General features: G+C 67.9%; 16 protein-coding genes. 8 read left to right on the plus strand and 8 right to left on the minus strand.

The genetic code is table 11. From position 1 onward, the window contains the following. Positions 1-141: 141 nt before the first annotated feature. Positions 142-1839 (plus strand): wax ester/triacylglycerol synthase family O-acyltransferase, encoded by a 1698-nt coding sequence (locus HD596_RS56025; protein WP_185077526.1) that lies wholly within the window; start codon positions 142-144, stop codon positions 1837-1839. On the opposite strand, the gene HD596_RS56030 is transcribed toward HD596_RS56025, so the two are convergent. Next, positions 1777-2322 carry a TetR/AcrR family transcriptional regulator gene (locus HD596_RS56030; RefSeq protein ID WP_313047253.1) on the minus strand — a complete coding sequence of 182 codons (546 nt, stop codon included), beginning with the start codon at positions 2320-2322 and terminating at the stop codon, positions 1777-1779. The genes HD596_RS56025 and HD596_RS56030 overlap by 63 nt on opposite strands. Before the next feature lie 126 nt (positions 2323-2448). On the opposite strand from HD596_RS56030, the gene HD596_RS56035 reads away from it, so the two are divergent. Beyond that, positions 2449-3378: an aldo/keto reductase gene (locus HD596_RS56035; protein WP_185077528.1), complete on the plus strand. Its 930-nt coding sequence runs from the start codon at positions 2449-2451 to the stop codon at positions 3376-3378. A gap of 191 nt (positions 3379-3569) precedes the next feature. Here the strand turns inward: HD596_RS56035 and HD596_RS56040 are convergent, their stop codons facing one another. Continuing rightward, entirely contained in the window at positions 3570-4580 is a 1011-nt protein-coding gene (locus HD596_RS56040) for a polyprenyl synthetase family protein (RefSeq protein ID WP_246555492.1), read from the minus strand. Positions 4581-4874: 294 nt separating this feature from the next. Here HD596_RS56040 and HD596_RS56045 point away from each other — a divergent pair, with 294 nt between their 5' ends. Both HD596_RS56045 and HD596_RS56050 read left to right on the plus strand, forming a co-directional pair. After that, complete coding sequence (locus HD596_RS56045) at positions 4875-6236, plus strand: cytochrome P450 (RefSeq protein ID WP_185077529.1); 1362 nt, start codon at positions 4875-4877, stop codon at positions 6234-6236. Next, entirely contained in the window at positions 6233-7771 is a 1539-nt protein-coding gene (locus HD596_RS56050) for a prenyltransferase/squalene oxidase repeat-containing protein (protein WP_313047259.1), read from the plus strand. Before HD596_RS56045 ends, HD596_RS56050 begins: the two co-directional genes overlap by 4 nt. 46 nt (positions 7772-7817) lie before the next feature. On the opposite strand, the gene HD596_RS56055 is transcribed toward HD596_RS56050, so the two are convergent. Continuing rightward, the gene (locus HD596_RS56055; RefSeq protein WP_185077530.1) at positions 7818-8699 is read right to left on the minus strand and encodes a terpene synthase family protein; all 882 of its coding nucleotides are present in this window, start codon (positions 8697-8699) and stop codon (positions 7818-7820) included. A gap of 566 nt (positions 8700-9265) precedes the next feature. Between HD596_RS56055 and HD596_RS56060 the strand changes: the two genes are divergently transcribed. Genes HD596_RS56060 through HD596_RS56075 form a run of 4 tightly spaced genes read left to right on the plus strand, consistent with a single transcriptional unit; the run spans position 9266 to position 12990 of the window. Beyond that, entirely contained in the window at positions 9266-11632 is a 2367-nt protein-coding gene (locus tag HD596_RS56060) for a sensor histidine kinase (RefSeq protein WP_185077531.1), read from the plus strand. Then, positions 11629-12048 (plus strand): roadblock/LC7 domain-containing protein, encoded by a 420-nt coding sequence (locus tag HD596_RS56065; protein ID WP_185077532.1) that lies wholly within the window; start codon positions 11629-11631, stop codon positions 12046-12048. The genes HD596_RS56060 and HD596_RS56065 overlap by 4 nt, the downstream gene beginning before the upstream one ends. Next, positions 12045-12422 carry a DUF742 domain-containing protein gene (locus HD596_RS56070; protein WP_185077533.1) on the plus strand — a complete coding sequence of 126 codons (378 nt, stop codon included), beginning with the start codon at positions 12045-12047 and terminating at the stop codon, positions 12420-12422. Before HD596_RS56065 ends, HD596_RS56070 begins: the two co-directional genes overlap by 4 nt. Further along, complete coding sequence (locus HD596_RS56075; RefSeq protein ID WP_185077534.1) at positions 12403-12990, plus strand: GTP-binding protein; 588 nt, start codon at positions 12403-12405, stop codon at positions 12988-12990. The genes HD596_RS56070 and HD596_RS56075 overlap by 20 nt, the downstream gene beginning before the upstream one ends. 46 nt (positions 12991-13036) lie before the next feature. On the opposite strand, the gene pip is transcribed toward HD596_RS56075, so the two are convergent. The 5 genes from pip to HD596_RS56100 form a co-directional block, all read right to left on the minus strand. After that, the gene (gene pip, locus HD596_RS56080; RefSeq protein WP_185077535.1) at positions 13037-13969 is read right to left on the minus strand and encodes a prolyl aminopeptidase; all 933 of its coding nucleotides are present in this window, start codon (positions 13967-13969) and stop codon (positions 13037-13039) included. A 30-nt stretch (positions 13970-13999) separates the two neighbouring features. Next, on the minus strand, positions 14000-14548 hold the full coding sequence (locus tag HD596_RS56085; protein WP_185077536.1) for a dihydrofolate reductase family protein: 549 nt from the start codon (positions 14546-14548) through the stop codon (positions 14000-14002). Between the two features lie 112 nt (positions 14549-14660). After that, a complete protein-coding gene (locus HD596_RS56090) occupies positions 14661-14843 on the minus strand; it encodes a hypothetical protein (protein WP_185077537.1) in 183 nt (60 codons plus the stop codon). 273 nt (positions 14844-15116) lie between these two features. Beyond that, complete coding sequence (locus tag HD596_RS56095; protein WP_185077538.1) at positions 15117-15362, minus strand: hypothetical protein; 246 nt, start codon at positions 15360-15362, stop codon at positions 15117-15119. Positions 15363-15509: 147 nt separating this feature from the next. Then, positions 15510-20360, minus strand: a complete 4851-nt coding sequence (locus HD596_RS56100; RefSeq protein WP_185077539.1) for a LamG-like jellyroll fold domain-containing protein — start codon at positions 20358-20360, stop codon at positions 15510-15512. Positions 20361-20476: the final 116 nt, after the last annotated feature.

Consider the following 20476-nt stretch of genomic DNA (forward strand, 5'->3'; position numbering starts at 1 on the left):
TAATTGTCACCGACCGAGGCTGAGCTGGACATTCGCTAAAAGCTGGTACGGCGCACCTGAATTCATCTGAAAGACTCGCGCGGAAACCTTCCAGAAATCCCGTCGTGCAATGCTGCACAGATCATGGGAAAAGGAGAGCAGATGCGCCAGCTGACCGCACTCGACGCCCAGTTCCTCAATGTCGAGACCGCGACCACCGCCGCCCACGTGGCCGGGCTGGCGATCCTCGACCCGGCCGACGGCGCGGTCAACAGGGCCGCGCTGGCGGAGCTCCTCCTCGAACGCCTGCACCTGTCGCCCGCGCTCAGCCTCCGGCTCGCCGCGGTGCCGCTCGGGCTGGACCATCCGTACTGGGCGGAGGACCCCGACTTCGACCTCGGCAACCACCTGTTCGAGCTGACGCTGCCCGCTCCTGGGGACGACTGGCAGCTCGCGGACGCGGTGGCGGAGATCCACGCGCGGCGGCTGGACCGGGCGCACCCGCTCTGGGAGATGCACCTGATCAACGGGCTGACGGACGGCCGGGTGGCCGTCTACACCAAGGTCCACCACGCCGCCATCGACGGCGTCTCGGGCGCGGAAACGCTCGCCACCCTGCTCGACCTCACCCCGGACGGCCACCTCAAGAGGCGCGACATCCCGACCGCGAGCGCCGACCGCCTCCGCCGCTCCGGCCCCCGCCCGACGACCGCCCCCGCCTCCGTCCCCGCCTCCGTCCCCGCCTCTGCCTCCACCCCCGTCCCCGTCCCCGTCGCCGTCACGAAAGGCTCCCGGGTCACGAAGGGCTCCCCGGTCGCGAACGGCTCCCACGTCACGAACGGCTCCCGCGTGGCGAACGGCTCCCGCGTGGCGAACGGCTCCGGCGCCCCGGAGGGCGTCCCCGGGCTGGCCGCGATGCTGGCCGGGGCGGCCATGCGGACGGCGACCCACCCCGTGCGGGCCGTCCAGTCGGTCGTCAGGGCGGCCGAGGACCTCGACGCCATCCCGCTGGCGGCGGGCATCCCGGGCGCGAAACTGATCGCCAAGGCCGCGCGGCTGGTCGCCGGCGACCGGCACGAGCGCCCCGAGCTGCCCAGCCTCGCCGTCCCCCGCACCCCGTTCAACGGCCCGATCAGCGCCCGGCGCCACCTGTCGTTCGGCTCACTGTCGCTCAAGGACGTCAAGAACGTCGCCAAGGCCCACGGCATGAGCGTCAACGACGTCGTCATGAGCCTGTGCGCCTCGGCCCTGCGGTCGTGGCTGCGCGAGCGCGACGCGCTGCCGGAGACGCCGCTGATCGTCGCCGTCCCCGTGGCTGTCCGTACGGCCGGCGCCAAGGACCTGGTCGGCAACCAGATCTCCGCGATGGTCGCCCCCATGCCCACGAACGTCCCCGACCCCAGGGAGCGCCTGCGGGCCGTCGGCTCCGTCATGGGCCGGGCCAAGCGGCGTTTCGCCCTGGCCCCGGCGACCTGGCTGAGCGAGCTGTGCTCGGTGCTGCCCGCCCCGATCACCAGCCTGGCCACCCCGGCGATCTTCCGGCTGGCGAGCCGGGCGTTCCCGCCCATCAACCTCATCATCAGCAACGTGCCGGGCCCGCAGTTCCCGCTGTACCTGTGCGGCGGGCGGGTGCTGTCGTACTACCCGCTGTCCGTGCTGACCGACGTGAGCGGCGGCCTCAACATCACCTGCTTCTCCTACGACGGCATGCTCGACTTCGGCATCGTGGCCTGCCCCGAGCGGATGGACGACGTGTGGGGCCTGCTCGCCCATCTGCGCACGGCGCTGGACGAGTTGTTAGACGAGCGAGTGGGCGATGAGTTCCGCGACGGCGTCGGGATCGATCTGGTGGCCCGTTAGCTGGCAGAGATTTTCCTGGTAGAGCAGGACGGCGGCGAACGTGGCCGCCGCCACCTCCAGCCTGGCCGCGTCGCCGCGCGCCCCGGGCAACGCCAGCTCCAGCGCGAACCTGGCGCGCCTGATCAGCTCGCCGTTCAGCCGCCCGAGCCGTTCCTTGACCGAGCCGTGCGTGTCGGCCTCCCTGAACAGGATGCGCCGCATCGCCGGTGAGGCCCGCAGCGGCAGGCCGCGGGCGAGCTTGGACAGGGTACGCGCCGGATCGCCCGGCACGGCGTCGACCTCTCGCCCCTCCTCGACCAGCGTGCGCTCGTCGACCAGGGCCACCAGGACGTCGATCTTGCGCGGGAAGTAGTGGAAGATCAGCCCTTTGGGCACTTTCGCGAGCCGGGCGATGACCGCGGTCGGGGTGGCCTCGTAGCCGCCGCCCGCGAACAGCTCTTCGGCCGCGTCCAGGATGCGCGTACGCGCGTCACCGATCACCACAGCTCGCACCATAGCGTCACCCGCGACCGCCTCGCCATCCCGTGGAAGCGAGAGCCCCGTGCCCACCCGCCGCCGTTCGAGGGGGTGCCATCGGGCCTGTTCAAGGGAGGTGCGGATAATGGCGGAATGAGATCGATAGGCACCACGGAGCTGTCCGTTTTTCCGATATCGCTCGGTACGAATGTCTTCGGCTGGACCGCCGACAAGGAGGCCTCTTTCGCCGTCCTGGACGCGTACGTGGAGGGCGGCGGCAACTTCATCGACACCGCCGACGTCTACCCGTACTGGGTGACCGGCGAGTCCACGTCAGAAATGATCATCGGCGAGTGGATGCACGTGCGCCGCAACCGCGACTCGCTCGTGCTCGCCACCAAGGTCGGTATGCTGGAGGGCCTGACCGGGCTGGCCCCGGCGACGATCCGGACGGCGATCGAGGACTCGCTGCGCCGGCTGCGTACCGACTACATCGACCTCTACTGGGCACACGTGGACGACCACGACACGCCGCTGGTGGAGTCGCTGGCGACGTTCGACGCGCTGGTCCGCGAGGGCAAGGTCCGGTACGTCGGCGCGTCCAACTACGGCGCGGACCGGCTGGCCGAGGCCCTCAAGACCTCCAGTGACGAGGGGCTGACCCGGTACGTGGCGCTGCAGCAGCAGTACAACCTGGTCGAACGCGGCTACGAGGGCGAGCTGCGGGACGTGGTGGCCCGGGAGGGGCTGTCCAGCACGCCGTACTTCGGGCTGGCGCGCGGCTTCCTGACCGGCAAGTACGCGCCCGGGGTGACGATCGACAGCCCGCGGGCCGGGATGGCGGCCGAATACCTGCAGAAGGAGCACGGGCGCCGGGCGCTGGAGGCGCTGCTCAAGGTGGCGGCCGAGCAGGAGGTGGCCCCGGCCACGGTGGCGCTGGCCTGGCTCGCCGCCCAGCCGACGGTCGCCGCCCCGATCGCCAGCGCCCGCAACGTCGCGCAGCTCCAGCCGCTGCTGGCCGCCGCCGAGCTGCCCCTGACGCAGGAGGAACTCGCCCTCCTGGACGAGGCCTCCCGAGCCTGACGCCTCCGCCGGGCCGTGCCCGCCCGCAACGGACACGGGCCGAACGCAGGCACGGCCCGAATGCAGGCACGGCCCGAACGCGGGGCACGGCCCGAACGCGGGGCACGGCCCGAACGCGGGGCACGGCCCGAACGCGGGGCACGGCCCGAACGCGGGGCACGGCCCGAACGCGGGGGCGGGTCCGCGGGGCTTCAGCGGGCGCGGTCGGCCAGGGAGACGCACAGGGCGCGCAGGTCGGCGGCGTCCGGCAGGTGCTCGTCCATCACCCCCACCGCCGCCGCGACGTACCGCTCCGCCTGGACCTGCGCGGCGGCCCGGCCGCCGGCCTCCTCGACGAGGCGGGCGGCGTGGTGGACGGAGTCCTCGTCCGAGACCCCCTCCGCGAGGAGGTCGGAGAGCTCGCGGGCGGCGGGGTGGTCGGCGGCGAGGGCCGCGAGGACGGGGAACGTCTTCTTGTCGCGCCGCAGGTCGGAGTAGACGGGTTTGCCCGTGACGTGCGGCTCCCCCCAGATGCCCAGCATGTCGTCGATGATCTGGAACGCCACCCCCAGATCGCGCCCGGTCTCCCACATGAGGTCGCCCAGCTCGGGGGCGCCGCCCAGGGTCACCCCCGCCGCCGCGGCGGCCGCCAGCAGGCTGCCCGTCTTGCCCGCGACCATCTCCGTGTACTCGGCGATCGTGACCACCTTGGGCCCGCGCCACGGCCGGTTCTCGAAGGCCATGTCCGCGGTCTGCCCGTTGACCAGCTCGATCAGCGCCCTCGACAGGTACGACATCGCCTCGGGCCGTCCGGCGAGCTGGTTGACGGCCAGGGCCAGGAGGGCGTCGCCGGTCAGGAGCGCCGGCCCGACCCCGTACGCCTTCCAGAGCGCCTCCCGGTGCCGCCGCCGCTCGTCGTGGTCGATGATGTCGTCGTGCGCCAGCGAGAAGGCGTGCACCAGCTCCACCGCCACCGCCGCCGGGAGGGCCGACTCGGCGGTGCCGCCCACGGCCTCGGCGCTGAGCATCGCGATGGCGGGCCGCACGCCCTTGCCGCCGTCGCCCTGGTGCGGCCTCCCGTCGGCATCCGCCCAGCCCAGCGCGAACGCGGCCATCCGGGCGCCCCACGGATGCAGGACCGAGACAGCCTCGCGGAGAGCCGGTTCGAGCAGATCCCGGCAGCGGGCCACAGCGCCGCCGCCCGAGGGATGGCTGGGATTCAAACGGCGCTCCTACCCCGGTACGATCTTGAATCTACATGCACAAGCATGTGATAATCCACCCCATCGATTGACATTTGTCAGGAAATGTCCGCGGCGTGAGACGGACACGGTACGCGATGGAGGAAGCACTCGTGGCGATGGATGCCACCCCGCCCAGCGGGCGAACCGCCACCACCTCCCAAATTATGACAAATCGGACACTTAATTATAAATCGTCCTTTCCGTGGTAATTGTCCGCCTCGCGTAGATCGCCCTGAATCGGAGCGCAGCCATGTCGCACGCCAAGGAACGTCCGTGACCAAACCCGAAGTTGTCCCCTTTTACCGGGCCATCCCCCGGCTGGTGAGGAACCCCGTCACCGAACTGGCCCGGATGGGCACCGACGCCGCCGGGCGGGTCGTCCGGCTCGACCTCGGCCCCTTCCGCCCTTACCTGATTTCGCATCCGGACCACGTCCAGCAGGTGTTCAAGACGGACTGGACCAACTTCGTGCGCGCGGGCATGTTCTGGCAGCCGCTCCAGCGGCTGATCGGTCAGAGCATCATGGGCGAGGGCGAGGCCTGGGAGTCCGCCCGGAAGATCCTCCAGCCGCTCTTCACCGCGCGCTACACGGCCACCCTGGCCGAGGACATGGCCGACATCATCGCCGAGCGCATCGTCGAGCTCGACGACTTCGCGCTGGCGGGCCGCCCGATCGACGTTGAGCACCAGATGACCTCGATCGTCAACCAGGCCGTCATCAACCTGCTGTTCGGCGGCCGGATCACCCGTGACACCGCCGAACGGCTGGCGCCCGAGTTCGCCACGTGCGCCAGTTCCATCGGCTTCCGCATGCTCTTCCCCTCCGTGCCGTACTCGATCAGGGTCCCTGGCGACCGCGCCTTCCTGCGATCCACGAGGAAGATCCACGAGATCATCAACCCCCTCATCGAGCGGGCGCAGCGCGAGAACATCGAGAGCAAGGAGACCAAGGAGGTCGTCTCGGCGCTGCTCACGGCCCGGCTCGAGCAGGGGGGCCAGGCCGACCTGCGGCAGATCCGCGACGACCTGGTGAACATCTACGGCGCCGCTTCGGAGAACACGGCGATGTCGCTGATGTGGCTGTGGGCCGTGCTGCACGACCATCCAGAGGTGAACGCCCGGCTGCAGGAGGAAATCGACCGGGTGATAGGCGGCGGCCCGGTGCGGCCGTCGCACGTCGCCGAGATGCCGTATCTCCGTATGGTCCTGCAGGAGCTCGTGCGGGTCTACCCGAGCGCCTGGGTCGTCCCACGCCAGACCGTGGCGGACACGGAGATCGGCGGCGTCCGGATCAAGGCCGGCTCGCAAGTGCTGATCAGCCCCTACGCCACCCACCGGCTGGAGGAGTTCTGGCCCCGGCCGGAGGAGTTCGACCCCGAGCGCTGGGCCAACGAGAAGGCCGGAAGCCGGCACCGCTACTCGTTCATCCCCTTCGGCGCGGGCCCGCACGTCTGCCTCGGCCAGCACCTGTTCTATATCGAGGCGTCCCTGTTGATCGCCAACCTGTTCACCAGGTACCGGCCGGCGCTGCCCTACCCGCAGAAGCTGACGCCCGTACTGGGGGGAGCCACCTTGCGGCCCAAGGAGAAGCTCTTCCTCCAGCTGCACCCGATCGAACGGAATCTCGCGGCGTGAGCATCGGCGAAGCAGCGGACATCACCACGGAAGCGGGCGACCTCGTCGCGAGCCTCATGCTCAGGCCGTGGGGGCAGGTTTCCCCTTCGGTCTACGAGACCGGCCGGCTGGTCTCTCTCGCCCCCTGGCTGACCGGCCACCTGGAACGCATCGACTACCTGATCCGCACGCAGCGGCAGGACGGCGCCTGGGGCGCGCCCGACGGGTACGGCGTGGTGCCGACCCTGAGCGCCACCGAGGGAATCCTTTCCGCGCTGACGCGCGGGGACCGGGGCACGGACCGTGAGCGCCTCGCCGGCGCGGCGGACCGCGGCCTGCGGGTGCTCGCCACGTGGCTGAGCAACCCGCTCGAGCTCCCCGACATGCCGGCGATCGAGCACATCATCCCCTCGCTGGTCGCCCGGATCAATCAGCGCGTCGAGGGCTTGCCGGGCCGGGCGCCGATGCCGTTACCCGAGGCCATGAGCTACGACACGCTCCACATCGTCAGGTCCTGGGTCAAGTCCGGCATGGAGCTGCCGCAGAAGCTGCTCCACGCCCTGGAGATCGCGGCCGACGAGGCCGCCGGAGCGCCCGGCATCCGGCCCACGCCCATCGGCAGCGTCGGCGCCTCGCCCGCGGCGACCGCCGCCTGGCTGGGAGAGAGCGGGGGACCCGACGCCCACGAGCCGGCCCGCGGACATCTGGAGGCGGTGGTCCGGTTACACGGGGGCCCTGTACCCGTCGGGCTGCCCATCACGGTGTTCGAGCGTGGCTGGGTGCTGAGCTGGCTGCTCCGGGCGGGCGTGCCCGTCGAGGTGCCGCCGGAGATGGTGGCCGACATCAGGGCGGCCATCGGTCCGACCGGCACGCCCGCGGGATCCGGACTGCCCGCCGACGCCGACACGACATCCGTGGCGCTGTACGCCCTGGCGCTGTTGGGCGCGCCGCACGAACCGGACAGCCTGTGGGGGTTCCGCTCCGGCACCCACTTCTCCACCTGGCCCGGCGAGCAGGGCGTCTCGGTCAGCGTCAACGCGCACGTGCTGGACGCCTTCGGCGAGTACGTCCGCCGCAGGCCCTCCGCGGCACCGCGCTACAACGAGACGATCGCCGAGCTGGCCGCCTGGATCCGGGATTGTCAGGGTCCGGAGGGGAACTGGACGGACCGGTGGCACGCGTCGCCGTACTACGCCACCGTCAGCTGCGCGCTGGCGCTCGACGCCTTCGGCGGTGACGCCTCGCAGGAGGCGGTGCGCGCGGCCGCCGAGTGGACGCTGGAGACTCAGCGGCCGGACGGCTCCTGGGGCCGCTGGGAGGGCACGGCCGAGGAGACCGCGTACGCGATGCAGATACTGCTGCTGACCCGAGGACGTACGGATCCGCGCCACATCCGTGCGGCGGATCGGGGTCACGAGTACCTGGCACGCTCGACCGGCGGCGACCACCCTCCGCTCTGGCACGACAAGGACCTGTACGTTCCGCTCGCCGTGACCCGCGCCGCGGTGATCGCCTCCTCGCACCTCATCCGGCAGGCCCGGGCGCAGGCGGTCTGACTCTGATGAGCATCCGCTCCACATCCGGTCCCGCGACCGTTCCGGCTCAGACGGTCCAGAAATCACCGCCGTTGAAGTAAAAACCCCAGGTGATCATCATCTGGCGGCGAAGGTCTTCTGCCACGCCCGGACAGGACTGTGCGAGCCGGTCCAGCATCGGGTCACATGCCTTGCGTTCTTCGGCGATCAGTTCCCGCAGAGCGTGCTCGTCGAGCCCGAGCATCCGTGCGTTCAGGTCCTCCCACTGGCGGTCGCGTTTGAAGGTGCGCAGGTCGTTGACCAGACGCATGACCCGTTGAGTCGCGTTGGCGGCATCGATGATCGCCGGCAGGTGCTCGCGCGTGGCTTCCGGTTCGTCAGTGCTGATCAAACGGGCCACTCCGACACAGGTGGAGCCGAAGTTGGCCGCATTGCCCAGGTACTCCTTCACGGTGGGTACGGCGGCGCTCTGCCGGGCCGCGGTCTTCCAATCCCATTCCCGCGCCATCGCATCGAGCATCGCGGCCACCTCGGTGCGCCACACCGGTCCCAGATGACCGAACGCGGGCGCGTGAGCCAGGTCATCGCGGATGTGAGCGAGCAGCCGGCCCAGGGGCGTACGCGGGTCGTCGCCGGCGATGACGTCCTTGCATTCCTCGACGATGGCCCGTACCTGGGATCGCTGTGTCGCATCACGGTCGATGGCCGCGTCGAGCGGGAAAATCCAGAACGCCAGCTGGGAGGGACTCCGCAACACGCCCGGATCATGGCGCGGGGTGCCATAGACCATCATGTTCGCGATCTGACCAGGGGTGTCGGCGAACTCACCAGTGTCGAAGAGTTCGGGGTAGCGCGCGGCAGTGCGGCGAAGGTCACGGGCACAGTCCGCCGCGCGGGCGGACAGCGCACCGGACGAAAGCTCGTCAGGGAGGGACGGCGAGGGGTTCATGACGGCTCCTGTCAGGTACTCCCAGCCAAAAGGGGCACCGGGTTGCAAACTGCGCGTTGATCGAATTGGTTAATGGTCACACCGCAACTGAGATGACACAACGCGGGCGGCGCCCACGGCACACGCCGGCCCGGCGCCGGCAGCGGCGTGCGTGGCGGGGAAGCGGGGCTCCGCACCCCGCGACTCGAGGCGCCCACCGCCCGCCGGGCGTCACCGGAGGTGCGGACATGTACGGGCGGGACGCGGAAGCCGACCCCAGGACGTCGCGGCGGTCCTGCCGTGGCACGCCCTGCCGGCTGATGCGATTGTTCAAGAAGACGCTCTGCGCTGTTACGAATGCTGAAATGCCTGGAGGCAGGGCTGGTCACGTGCGGCGTATACCGACACTCACCATCTTTTGGTGCAAAATTGACTAACAGACTGTCAGAAGCTGACATCTGTGATTACTGTTTCTTGAGAGGCGGTTTGCGAGTGCGCTAGAGTTCCTTGATCGATACTGTAGGTAACGTCGCCGCACGTAAGGTGTCCGGCACACCAGATATGACTTGCACAGGGTGGGTAACATAATGCGCTTCCGCAAGACGGGGCTGCGGACCAAGATCACGGCTCTGCTACTCTCCCTGACGGCCTTGTGGGTCTTCGCTGCGTGGGTCACCCTCCGTGAGGGAGTCAACCTCCTGTGGGTCTCCCAGCTCGACTCCGCCATCGCGACCCCCAGCGATCCGGTGCTCCTCGGCCTGCAAAAAGAGCGCCGGCTTTCGGTCGTGAGGCTGAGCGAGAAGACCGCTCAAACCCGCAAAGAGCTCGAAACGCAGCGTAAGCAGAACGACCGGGTCATCGCCGATTTCCAGGAGTCGGTCAGCGCCGGGCTGGTCAGCTTGGCGTTGGACGATCAGGGCGAGAAGCGGCTGGCCGACCTGCTCAAGCAGCTCGAATCGGTCAAGGAGATACGCAAGGCCATCGACACGGGCCGGCTCAGCCGCATACAGGTGATGACCGAGTACAACGACGTCATTGACCCCATCGACAGTCTCTACGGGTCGATGGCGACGCTCGACGACAAGGAAGTCGCCAAGGACGTCCGCACCCTCATCGCTCTGAGCCGCGCCAGAGAGCTCCTCGCCCGGGAGGACGCGCTGCTTGCCGGCGCGCTCGCCGAGGGGCGGCTGACCCCCGCCGACCAGGCGCAGTTCAGCCAGGCCGTGGGCGCCTGGCGGATCGTCGCCGGACAGAACGCGGCCGAACTGCCCGATTCCGAGAAGGCCGCCTACGACAAGCTGATCAAGAGTAGGCAGTTCGTCCAGCTCCAGAACATGGAAACGCAGGTCATGGAGCATGACCCGGCCGCCCTGAGCCTGCCGTTCACCGGTGACGAGTGGAAGGCGACGACCGACCGCGTCCTGACCGACTTCAACGGCATGGTGCTCAGCGCGGGCGACCGCATGGTGGACCGGATCGTGCCCGTCGCCGTCAACGTGATCGTCCGGCTGGTCCTGGCCGGTGGTCTCGGGCTCATCGCGGTCATCGCCTCGATCATCCTGTCCATCACCACGGCCCGCGACCTGCTCTCCCAGCTGCAGAAGCTGCGCGACGCCGCACACGAGCTGTCCGACGACCGGCTGCCCGGCGTCGTCGAGCGCATCGGCCGCGGCGAGGACGTCGACCTGGCCAAGGAGGTGCCCGCGCTGGACTTCGGCGACGACGAGATCGGCCAGGTGGGCCAGGCGTTCAACACCGTGCAGCACACCGCCATCAGCGTCGCCGCCGAGCAGGCCGAGCTGCGCCGCAGCATCCGCGACATCCTGCTGAGCCTGGCCCGCAGGACGCAGGGCCTGGTCCACCGGCAGCTCACCGTGCTCGACGTCATGGAGCGCCGCGAGACCGACCCCGAGGAGCTGAAGGAGCTCTTCCGGCTCGACCACCTGGCCATCCGCATGCGCCGCAACGCGGAGAACCTGATCGTCCTGTCCGGCTCGGCCCCCGCCCGTACGTGGCGCCGCTCGGTCCCCATGGTGGACGTCGTGCGCGGCGCGCTGGCCGAGGTCGAGGACTACACTCGCGTCACGCTCCTGCCCATGGGCGACGTCGTGCTCGTCGGCCGCGCCGTCGGTGACGTCATCCACCTGCTCGCCGAGCTGATCGAGAACGCCGTGTCGTTCTCGCCCCCTTACACGAACGTGCAGGTCAGCGGCCAGCTCGTGGCCAACGGCTACGTGATCGAGATCGAGGACCGGGGCCTGGGCATGAAGCCCGAGGACCTGGAAGCCGCGAACGAGCGCATCGCGGACCCGCCCGAGTTCCGCATCACCGGCACCGCCCGGCTGGGCCTGTACGTGGTCAGCCAGCTGGCCAGGCGCCACGACATCCAGGTGGTGCTCAAGGCGTCGCCGTACGGCGGGACGACGGTCGTGGTGCTGCTGCCGCAGGAGCTCGTACAGCTCGATCCCACGCCCGAGCCGCAGGACGGCGGGCGGCACGAGCGGCTCCCGCGCCGGACGACCGCGGTCGCCGCGGCGGCCACCGGAGCGGCCACCGGAGCGGCCACCGTGTCGCGGCAGGCGGCCACCGGGGAGAACGTGCGCACGCTCAAGCCCGCGCGCCCGACCCCGGTCCCGGCGCCGGTCCCCGAGCCCATCCCCCAGCCTTCCCGCCCGATCACCGCCGTGGAGACACCACCCGAAACGCCGGCCGAACCGGAGCAGAAGCCTGTGACCGAGTTCACGTCGAACGGGCTGCCCCTGCGGGTGCCCCAAGCCAACCTGGCGCCAGCGCTGCGGGACGACACGCCCACGCAGCCCGACTTCGAGGAGGACGATGACGAGCGCTCGCCGGAGGAGATCCGCGCGATGATGGGATCTCTGCAGTCAGGCACCCGTCTTGGCCGCACCGAAGCCGCCAGGATGCTGGATGAGCAGTCTGGAGATGAGGCATGACCCCTACCTCCGGCACCGACCTGAACTGGCTGCTCGACGACCTCGTCGGCCGTGTCAAGGAGGTCGAGCACGCCATCGTGCTGTCGTCCGACGGCTTGCTGATGGCCTCCTCCGCCGCGTTGCAGCGGACCGACGGCGAGCACCTGTCCGCCGTCGCCTCCGGGCTGCAGAGCCTGGCGAAAGGCGTCTCGGACCACATTTCCGGCGGCTCCGTGCGGCAGACGGTCGTGGAGTGGAAGAACCAGTTCCTCATCGTGACCACGGCGGGCGAGCGCGCCTGCCTGGCCGTCCTGTGCGCGCAGAACGCCGACATCGGGCTGGTCGCGTACGAGATGGCGATGATGGTGGCCCGCGTCGGCCAGTACCTCACCTCGGGTGCCCGCAACGCCGAGGCCGTCGCCAGGAGCGACCGGTGAGAGGCGCGGACGAACCTACGGATGAGCACTGGGTGGATCCGGAGATCATCCGGCCTTACGTGGTCACCCGCGGCCGTACGCAGCCCGTGCACGGCCGGTTCGACCTGATCTCCATGGCCCTTGCGGTGGGTCCGCCGCCGGGCCCCGACGCCGGGCTCGACCCGGAGCACCTGCGCATCATCCAGCTCTGCCGCGAACCCAAGTCGGTCGCCGAGATCGCGGCATACCTCGACCTGCCGGCCGGCACGATCCGGGTGCTGCTCGGCGACCTGTTCGACCGCGAACTCGTCTCTGCCCAGGAACCACAATCCGAGGTGGACATGCACGACATGAAGATGTACAGGGCGGTGCTCGATGGTCTTCGCTCGCTCTGAGCGTCCGCGCCTGCCGACGGCGATCAAGATCCTGATCGCGGGCGGCTTCGGCGCGGGCAAGACGACGATGGTGGGCGCTGTCTCCGAGACCCGGCCGCTGCGCACCGAGGAGGTCCTGACCGACCGCGGGATAGGCGTCGACGACCTCACCTCGGTGGAGGCCAAGCGCACCACCACCGTGGCGATGGACTTCGGCCGGATCACGCTGGGCAACGACTACGTCCTGTACCTGTTCGGCACGCCTGGCCAGGAGCGTTTCTGGTTCGTGTGGGACGAGCTGGCGGAGGGGTCGCTGGGGGCGGTCATCCTGGCGGACACGCGGCGCCTGGCCGACTGCTTCCCGTCGGTCGACTACTTCGAGCGGCGCGGGACGCCGTTCGTGGTGGCCGTCAACTGCTTCGAGGGGTCGCCGACGTTCGAGCTGGACGAGGTACGGCTGGCGCTCCAGCTCAACCCTTCCGTCCCCATCATCATGTGCGACGCCCGCAAGAAGGACTCGAGCCGCGAGGTCCTGATCGCCCTGGTCAAACACTCGGCCCGGCTCCGCGCCGAGCCGGTCGGCAGCTAGCCCCCGGGGAGGCGCCCGTTCGTCAGGGGCGCCTCCCCGGGGTTCTTCAGCGGAATCGGTCCGTCGCGGCGACCACCTCCGCCACCATGTCCTTCCCGCCGTGGCCCTCGCCGCAGACCACGAGTTCGCTGCCGGGCCAGCTCTTGTGGAGCTCCCATGCGGTCTCCAGGGGCCCGCTCACGTCGAGCCTGCCGTGGATCAGCACTCCCGGGATCCCCTTCAGCAGGTGAGCCTGCTCCACCAGGTCGCCCTTCTCCGGCAGGAAGCAGTCGTTGCCCCAGTAGTGGGTCACCAGCCGCGCGAACGTCATCCGGAAGACGGGGTCCTGGAAGCGCGGGTTCGGCTGGTACTGCGGGTCGAGGCTCACGTGCGTGTCCTCCCAGTCGCACCAGTCGCGGGCGGCCTTCTCGCGCGTGCTCGGGTCGGCCAGGAGCCTGGCGTAGGCCGCGGCCAGGTTCCCGTCGCGGTCCTGCTCCGGCACTCCGTCGCGGAAGCGCTCCCACTCCTGGGGGAAGACCCGTCCCACGTCCCGGGTGATCCATTCGATCTCCTTGCGGCGGCCCGCCGTGACCGCCAGCAGGATCACCTCGCTCACCCGCTCCGGGTGCCGCTGCGCGTAGGCCAGGCTCAGGGTCGAGCCCCACGACTCCCCGACCACCTGCCACTTCTCGATGCCCAGGTGCGCGCGCAGGAGCTCCATGTCGGCGATGAGGTGCCAGGTGGTGTTGACCGACAGGTCGGTCTCGGGCAGCCCGGCGTTCGGCGTGCTGCGTCCGCACCCCCGCTGGTGGAACAGGACGATCCGGTACGCCTCGGGGTCGTGGAAGCGCCGCCAGTTCGCCGAGGGCTCGCCCCCGGGACCGCCGTGCACGATCACCGCCGGCTTGCCCGCCGGGTTGCCGCTCACCTCCCAGTAGACCTGGTTGTGGTCGCCCACGTCGAGCATGCCCTGGTCGTACGCCTCGATCGGTGAATACATAGGCGCCAAGGTAACGCCTGCCGGGCGCCGCTACATGCCCTCAGCCGGGACGTAGGTCAGGTTGAGCACGCCGGTCTCGAACGTCTCCGACCTGACCAGCTTCAGCGCGTGGGTCGGGGTGTCCTCGAACAGTCGCTGTCCACGGCCGACGGCGATCGGGTGGACGAGCAGGTTGAGCTGGTCGAGCAGCCCCTCGGCCAGCAGCCACCGCACGGTCGTCGCGGAGCCGGACATCTGGATGTCGCCGTCGATCCGCTCCTTGAGCTCGCGCAGCCTGGCGGCGACGTCGCCGTTGACGACGGTGGTGTTCTCCCAGTCCGCCTTCTCCAGGGTGCTCGACACGACGTACTTGGGAACGGCGTTGAGGGTCGCGGCGACCTCCTTGTCGCTCTCCGCCGACGTCCAGTACGCGGACCACTCGTCGTACAGCCTGCGGCCCATCAGCATCGCCCCCGCGCTCCGCATGCCCGCCTCGACGACGGCGCCCATCTCGTCATTCCAGTACGGGAAGTGCCACTGGTCGGGCGACTCGACCACGCCGTCGAGGGAGATGAAGAAGCTCGAAATGATCTTGGCCATGGTTCCGTTCCTTGCATATTTGGAGGAGTTCGCCCTGTTCGGCGCGTGCTCAGAGCATAGGCAGGCGGGAACGCGCACCTCTTGTACAGAAGCGACACCGCCTCCGCCGGCCCTACTCGGCAGAGTCCAAGGGGCTCGTCCGGGCCGTCAGCACTTCGAGGCGCACCGGTTCGACGAACCGGCCGGTGGGGTCGGCGGCGAGCAGAGCGTCGGCGATCTCCCGTTCGAAGGCGGGCCGCCGATCACCAAGCAACCGTCGTAGCGGCAGCGACGTCGAATAGCTGACACAGGACACGCGAGGCAACGATGCCAGAAGCGCGGCGACAAAGCCTCGGGGAGCGCACCGGCGTCTAAGGCGAAAGCCGTTTGAGAACGGTGATCTGGTGGCGGAGAGCGAAGATCTCGGCGCTCTCGATCCTTCATCGGCAGCCACCGCAGCGCGGCAAAGGTGGTCGCGACAGTCCGGCAGGGGGCGGCGCGGCTCGACTGGGGCGTCCGTCGCCGAGGTGAGGACAAATCAAATCGTCCGTTCAGACCGAGCCATCGAACCGCCGCCACGCATCGGCTGTCACAACGTACGGCGTTCTCTGCGATCGCGACCATCACGGATCGCCGCTTCGATCCGAAGGCCAACGCCCGCCAAAACCATGACCAGAAAGACAGCCAGCCACGGGAGCTCCGGGTTTATGGGGTGCCTGGCGAGTTCTAATATTGCGAGGGCGAAGCCGCCGACAGCAGCAAGCGATCCGATCACCCGTGGCACCACAGCCGAAGAAGCGTCAGCTCGTTCGGCACCCTTCTTCGTTTCAGCCATGCCGACATGGTCTCACGCAGGTAACGGCCTTCCCGTCGCGGCGATACGCTGATATCTGATTGTGATTTCCATTTCTCGCCGACGCGAGCATGATTGATTTCCATAAAGAGGGCGGGGAGCTCGCGCCGCCCCGCCCTTTACGCCGACCTACAGGGTCTGCTCAGGGAAGCACCATCGACTGGACGTTGCCTCCAAGTCGGTAGCCGTAAGCACTTCAGGGATTATGACGTAGTTGCCGGGAGCGTCGCCGCCGGTGCAGGACAACCCACTGCATTTGTCGAACTCTCTCATTATCGTGACGGAGAGCGTTTGCCTGATGGGATGCCAGCTATATGTCTTCGTCTTTGTCTTTCCGCCCGACTTGTATGTATAGGTGAACTCTATGTCGAGCTCACTCATCAAGGTGTGCCGGTACTCGTCGATGTTGCACTTATCCAGCCAGGCCTCTTTACAGTAGCCCCGCGCGCCGGTGAACACATCGCGGATGACCCTGTTGTCCACGACCTTCTTAGGGTTGAACTCACCACAGTCCTCGCCGACCTGGGCTGTCAGTTCCCCACTCAGGCCGCCGACGACCGTTGGACTTCCCCCGCGCGTACCCTCGATTCCGACCGAAGCGCCGACGGTCGCTGATGTGCGCTTCCAAGTGAAGCATGCCTTGCTGGCCGCAGTCAGCTTCGCGTTCGGCTCGTTGATTCGAGGATTCTCGTCGCTCGGATGCCACCCTGTCAACTGCTTGGCAAACGCAGATTTCCAGGTGACGTTGCCCTTGCTGTCGTATTTCATACCGTATTTTGGATGCTTCGAAGCAATGCTCACGGTATTAGTGAGATTGCTTATCTTCCAGATCTGATCCTTCTCCAGGCTCCCCGTGGCTTGACTTTGGGGCCAGACGGAATGAATCGACGACTTGAAGAACCAGCCCTTCGCACCAAGGTTGTCGACGACCGCACACGTGAGGGAGGCAGGCTCCTTCACGATATAGGGAAACGCAGCGCACACTCGCGAACTCGGTTCGCCGTCTTCGCAGCTCGGGCCGGCTGCCAGGGTCCCGGGCAGCGAACCATCTATCTCACCGGGACAACCGGGATCAAAATGGTCTGAGCTGTCCTCTTCGGCATCCGGTGGCACCTCGATCCTGGTGACGTTGCCGCAGCGGTCGAAAACCGTAACAGTGATGGTGTACTCGCTAGGTTCGACCTGTCCGCCGGCAGCGCTGCGTTGCCGGGCCGCCGAAGATGAACCATCTGGGTCGGTGGAGGTCTCCGTCCATTTCCGCGTCACCATCGCGCTCACCCTGACTGTGCCGTCCGGGCCATCTTGAGGGACGACGTTCTCCAAGATCACCCGAGAGTCCGAACGCACGATCTTCTGCGCATCGAGCACTTGCTTCTTGGCGATCAACGTGTCATTCAGCAGGGAAATCTGCGCGGTGATGCTCGATGACGGAGCGACCCCGGGCGCCTCCCATACATTGGGCGCCCGCCCCTCCAGTACAGCGTCTTGGGCAGCGAACCAATTCTTAACGCGATCTGTGTAATCCTGCACGGTGGAGGCGGCGGCAGCAGCGGATGCAGGGGGCCGGCCATCGGCATGCGGGTTACATTCCTGATCTTCCGGCGGAGGGGGTGGAGCCGCCTTGGGCGTCACCGTGGCCGATTCCCATTCGCCGACGCCGATAGCAGTGCGTGCCCGGACCCGGACCGTGTAGGTCTTGCCGTTGGCCAGCCCGCCGACCGCGACAGTCGGATAAACGACCTTGAATTCCTTGACCGGGGTGCCGTTTTCCAACGCCTGAACGTCATACCCGTCCAGCATGATCAGGCCGCCGTTGCTTTCTGGGACTCCCCAAGAGGCGACAGCGCCGGAGTCACCCGGAGACACGCTGAGATTGAGTACCTTACCCGGCGGGCCGGCCGGTACATATGTCAGCGCGAGCGAGATCTGCTCGCTAGCCGTAGACCCTCCGATGGTAGCCACCTCATCCCGATTCGAGGTGACCAGGTACCAGGTGTACTGGCTGCTCGCTATGTCTGCCTGCGGATCGGCGACAGGGAAAGAGAACGACAGACTGGCGTCAACGTCTCCCGCCAGATCCGACGCCTTCGTCTCTCCGGTCACTTCGCTCTTCAACGGCATGGCAGTGAAGACGGTGTCAGGTGGGCATGCTCCTCCTGCGCAGTTGGGAGTTCCCAACTTCAGGAGTGCTTCGGCAAAAGCAGCGCCATCGGGCACTTCGTCAAGCTTGACGCCGACGACGCTCACCGTCTTGTCCAGCCCCGCACCGCCGACTTGCAAGTGGTCTGTGTCGGTGAGTGCGCAAGGTGAGCCGCCACAGGCGGTGGGCTCGGTTCTGCCGGTTTTGAGGACGAAATTGTCCTTACCGAGGGTGAGATGCCTGGTGTCTTCGACCGGCGGCGGAGGAGGGGTGCCAGGGGTTGTGAAGGAAACTGCGGTGGTCTTGGGAGTGCATACTTCCTCGATACCCGATCCGTCCGATGTAGTGGCGCTGGTTGCCTCTCTCTGCGCGGTAGCCGCGGCTGCCGTTCCACCGATAGGGGTGTTCATGTCGGCGGTGATTTGGGCAGTGGTTTGGGCCCGGTTATAGACACGCACTTCGTCGATGGCGCCGTTGAAGTACTCGCCCCATTTGGCGTTGCCGCCAATGCGGAGCGCGCCACCGTCGTCCACCAGGCTGCCGGTCATAGCTAGTTGTCCGACTTGGGTGCCGTTGACGTACAGCTTGGCTACGCTGCCGTCGTAGGTGACGGCGAGGTGGCTCCAAGCGGATGCCTGCAAGGCGGTGGCGCCGTTGACCGTCTGGTGGCCGGTGACATCGGGCTTGAGCAGCCACGCTGATGGCGCTGTTCCGTTGGAGGCGTACAGGCCGTAGGCGGATCCAGCGGTGTGGCCCTTCATCGCGACGGTCCGCCAACTGGACACGGTGGTGGGGTTGACCCAGGCGGACAAGGTCATTCCCGTAGTGAGCCGGAGCACACTGCTGTGGGCGATGGTGACCAGGCTCGTGCTGCCGTTGAAGGACAGTGCCTTACCGTGTTTGCCCGCGACCCAGGTGGTGTCAATGGTGCTGCCAGGGCCGGCTTTGCCAGTGACGTCGGCGATCGTGGCCCCGCTGCCTTCATTCATACCGTAAGCCGCGACAAGACCTTCTGGTAGCGGATTCGGTGTGGGGGTCGGCGTAGGTGTGGGGGTTGGTGTCGGGTCCGTGGGGGTAGATCCGACGTCTTGGCCGACAGCGCAGGCCACCATCTGCCACTTGTAGGTAGTTCCGGGTTGCACGGTGTCGGAGGGCAGCTGGAAGGAGGCGCGTTCGCCACCGTTGACGGCGCGGGTGCCGATCGGCGCCGCGCCGACGGGTGTGCCGTTGTTGTCGTACAGATAGTACTTTGCGGTCACCGAACCGCCTGAGGGGCGGTTGACCATGCCGGACAGGATCGGTTGGGCGGGATCGACCATGCCCGTCTCGGTGTCTGTGGGAAGCATCGGCGCGTCCGAGGTGATCCGATAGGCCGGGCTCTCATTGCAAGAGGGCGGGGTGATGCCGCTCCGGCAGGCCTTGACCACGAACTTGAAGCTGGCCGGGTTGTCCAGAGTGAAAATCTTGTTCAGTGCCTGACCGGACGGGATGTTGTTGTGGGTGGTGGTTCCGGGAACACCGACCAAAGCGCGGACCTCGTCGGCGGTCAGTACACGCTGGTAGGCGTGTACGTCGTCGACGGCGCCGTCGAAGGTCGCGTTCTCGGCGAAAACGGCGCCACGGCCGATCTCGAAAGCGCCGCGAGCATCCCAGCTGACCGTGTGGTCACGTTCGGCGGCCAGTTCCCCGTCTACGTACAGGCGCATCTTGTGGGCGGTCGCGTCGTACTGCGCTGCGAGGTGCTGCCACTGGCCTGCCTTGGCCAGGGTCTTGGGCTGGATGGGGACCGGCTTGATGCTGGTCTGGCTGTCCACGTCCATCAGGGTGAGAGACCATCGCTGATCCAGCTCGGCCGCGCTGGAGGTGAGGTAACCCAGACTGAAGGCGGGCCGGTAAGTGCCCATCTGCGACAGGACGGCCTGGTCGGTGGCAGTGGAGTCGAGCCGGACCCATGCTGTCACCGTGTAGCTCTGGTTGGTGTTGAGAACGGGTTTGCCCGTGCTGATCAGGCCACCGGGCGACAGCTTGACCGCCTGTCCGAGCTGTCCGGGGACGCGGCTGTAGGTTCCGCTGAGCGTGGCGTTGAATCCCTTGCCGGTGGAATCAGCCGCGCCGGTGCCGGAGGTCTCATCCAGCTTCCACAACCCCGTTTCACCCGCCGGCAGCTGAGCAGCTGGAGGCGCCATGGTGGAGTCATTGACCTTCACGGTGTAGTCCAGGCCGGTTGCTTCCGGGACACTGGACTTGTAGGTCACCTTGACGTTGGTGCTGCGGGCAATTGCATCGTTGCCGCTGATGGAGTCGATCGACTCGGCGGCGACCGTGGGGATCTCCGGCGGCAGCACCCAGTCAACGCTCAGCTTGGGAACCCTCGCTCCGCCCCACAGCTGGGACCAGAACGAGTAGTCCTCGCCGAAGTCTTTGGGGACCGGCAGTTCGTCACCCAGCCGAAGCTGCAGTCCATGGTTGGCGGTGCCGGCGGCCCAGGCGCTGGTTATCGCGGTGAGGTCCCAGCTCCAGATGGCTCCGTCCGTCCTGACCTGGGCGCAGGGGTCGAGCGAGGAACGTCCCTCGGCGGTGGTGGCCGGCTGATTCGCCCAGAACGTGTTATCGGCCACCCACGGCTCAGTGATCCGGTAGGCCGTCATCGCCTGCAGGGTGCCACACGTGGTCGCGTTGCCGTTCAGGGACAGTTGCATGGTGGCCTTGACCACATTGCGTCCAGCGATGGGAGTGGTGTCGAACGCCAGCAGTGCGCGCGTCGCCTGCTCATTGGAGTAGCTGCAGTTCCCAGCATCGTGGCAGATGACTTCCGGCGTTACGACCGTCCTGTTCGGCATGGGCAAGGGGATGGGGCACGCCCGAGAAGCAGAAGCGGCGGGAGCGTGCACGGCTGCAGGCGGCAGAGTGGTTTGAGGAGTCGACCAGGGTCGGTCGCGGCGTGCCCACGTGTGCA

Origin of the sequence: Nonomuraea jabiensis (assembly GCF_014204795.1) — a bacterium.
Taxonomy (GTDB): Bacteria; Actinomycetota; Actinomycetes; order Streptosporangiales; family Streptosporangiaceae; genus Nonomuraea; species Nonomuraea jabiensis.

What these genes read in the sequence shown, in the direction of transcription:
- HD596_RS56035 (WP_185077528.1), top strand. Translation starts at nt 2,449, where the DNA reads ATGAGATCGATAGGCACCACGGAGCTGTCCGTTTTTCCGATATCGCTC.
- HD596_RS56025 (WP_185077526.1), top strand. Translation starts at nt 142, where the DNA reads ATGCGCCAGCTGACCGCACTCGACGCCCAGTTCCTCAATGTCGAGACC.
- HD596_RS56060 (WP_185077531.1), top strand. Translation starts at nt 9,266, where the DNA reads ATGCGCTTCCGCAAGACGGGGCTGCGGACCAAGATCACGGCTCTGCTA.
- HD596_RS56095 (WP_185077538.1), bottom strand. Translation starts at nt 15,362, where the DNA reads ATGGCTGAAACGAAGAAGGGTGCCGAACGAGCTGACGCTTCTTCGGCT.
- HD596_RS56055 (WP_185077530.1), bottom strand. Translation starts at nt 8,699, where the DNA reads ATGAACCCCTCGCCGTCCCTCCCTGACGAGCTTTCGTCCGGTGCGCTG.
- pip (WP_185077535.1), bottom strand. Translation starts at nt 13,969, where the DNA reads ATGTATTCACCGATCGAGGCGTACGACCAGGGCATGCTCGACGTGGGC.
- HD596_RS56075 (WP_185077534.1), top strand. Translation starts at nt 12,403, where the DNA reads ATGGTCTTCGCTCGCTCTGAGCGTCCGCGCCTGCCGACGGCGATCAAG.
- HD596_RS56085 (WP_185077536.1), bottom strand. Translation starts at nt 14,548, where the DNA reads ATGGCCAAGATCATTTCGAGCTTCTTCATCTCCCTCGACGGCGTGGTC.
- HD596_RS56065 (WP_185077532.1), top strand. Translation starts at nt 11,629, where the DNA reads ATGACCCCTACCTCCGGCACCGACCTGAACTGGCTGCTCGACGACCTC.
- HD596_RS56100 (WP_185077539.1), bottom strand. Translation starts at nt 20,360, where the DNA reads ATGCCGAACAGGACGGTCGTAACGCCGGAAGTCATCTGCCACGATGCT.